The 1,427-nt window shown below is 59.6% G+C and carries 3 protein-coding genes; 2 read left to right on the forward strand and 1 reads right to left on the reverse strand.

Features of this window, described 5'->3' with window-relative positions:
- On the forward strand, window positions 1-261 hold a 261-nt coding region (locus EN879_RS35755; RefSeq protein WP_127274706.1), incomplete at its 5' end, for a hypothetical protein.
- 15 nt (window positions 262-276) lie between these two features.
- On the opposite strand, the gene EN879_RS35760 is transcribed toward EN879_RS35755, so the two are convergent.
- A complete protein-coding gene (locus EN879_RS35760; protein ID WP_013529263.1) occupies window positions 277-489 on the reverse strand; it encodes a hypothetical protein in 213 nt (70 codons plus the stop codon).
- A 306-nt stretch (window positions 490-795) separates the two neighbouring features.
- On the opposite strand from EN879_RS35760, the gene EN879_RS35765 reads away from it, so the two are divergent.
- Window positions 796-1,427, forward strand: a 632-nt coding sequence (locus EN879_RS35765) for a DUF2865 domain-containing protein (protein ID WP_127274707.1), incomplete at its 3' end; no start/stop codon positions are given.

Here is a 1,427-nt window from a genome sequence, read left to right on the forward strand (position 1 = left end):
ATCCAGGCTTGCTGGACACCGCCGGCGGGAGCGGGAACCGCCAGCGTCACCTTGAGCTTCAGCTTCAAGCGGGACGGCACGCTGATCGGCCCACCGAGGCCGACAGCCATCAAGGTGGAAGGCGATGCCAAGGCGAAGAAGTCCTTTGTCGACGCCGCAACGACCGCCTTGCAGAATTGTCTGCCCCTGACCTTCTCAGCGAAACTGGCGCAAGGCATCGCCGGCAACGTGTTCACGTTGCAATTCGCCTCTCCCAAGTAGGCACCCGCCGCCGGCTCAATGGTGACTGCGCCGTGCCGCGGCATGCCGGGCAAGATCGGGCGTTTCGAAGACGTAGTCGTTCCAGGCCGATTCCGGAACCTGACCGGCCAGATAGCATTCCAGCAACAGGCTTTGTTCGGGATTGAGAGGCCTTGGCGCGCGCTGATCCAGCCCCAGCGAGTGAAACAGGTTTCTTGTCAGGTCCGAGACGGTGAAGTGGATCGACATCTGCGTTCTCCCTTTGGTCCTTCAACGCGGAAGACCGGGCAAAGGTTTCGAACGCCTGGCGATAATGGCGGTCCGTTTCGTTGCAGGTCCGCGGCGAGGGTCGGGCTTGCGCTTTCCTTTGAGGTTCGTCTCAATCTTGAAATAAAAATGTAATATCGAATTTACACGAGATGACATAATACAATAGACAAAAGCTTACCCCGGCTGAAGTTCTTGAGATAATTAGAGTTTACTCATATAGCTGAAACTTGTGTAAGTTATGGACTGTAATTCCGGGTTCTCCGCAAAAAGGACCGAGTTGTCCCGATGATCCGTTTCTGGCCTTCCATGGTGGTCGCATTGATTTCGCTGGCGGCGGTTTTGTTCGGGACGCTTCCGTCCTACGCGGACAGCTGCGGCGCGATCAGAAGCCAGTTGCTTTCGGGTGGCCGCAGCAACGGGGCGAACCCGGAGCTTGCTCAACTGCGCCGGCAACTTGCAGCCATCCAGACTATCGAGAGACAGCGCCAGTGCACGGCGAAAAGTTCGCTTGGTGGTCTCTTCAACGCTTGCGCCGATCTCGCCAGGAGCCGCTCGGATGTGCAGCGCCGGATCGCTGCCGCCGGGAATTCAGGCCGCGACACGGCGGGTCTGCAGGCGCGCCTCGTGGCGCTTGGCTGCGCGCCTTCGGCAAAGCAACGGTCTGCGCGCGCCGCGCCCGGCACCCAATCGGCGAGCACCACGTTCGGCGGCAATGCGATGCTGTTTTGCGTGCGTCTGTCGGACGGGTATTTCTTCCCGGCGCCAAAGTCGCAATTCGCCGCCAGCGGTGATCTGAAGGAGACGGCCGATCAATGCCGTTACATCTGCGATGACCCCAGCGTCGACCTCTACACGTTGAACGATGCCAGCCTCGAAACCGACCAGATGGTCGCGCTCGACACGCGCAAGCCTTATAC

The organism is Mesorhizobium sp. M7A.F.Ca.AU.002.02.1.1 (assembly GCF_003998535.1).
Taxonomy (GTDB): Bacteria; Pseudomonadota; Alphaproteobacteria; order Rhizobiales; family Rhizobiaceae; genus Mesorhizobium; species Mesorhizobium ciceri.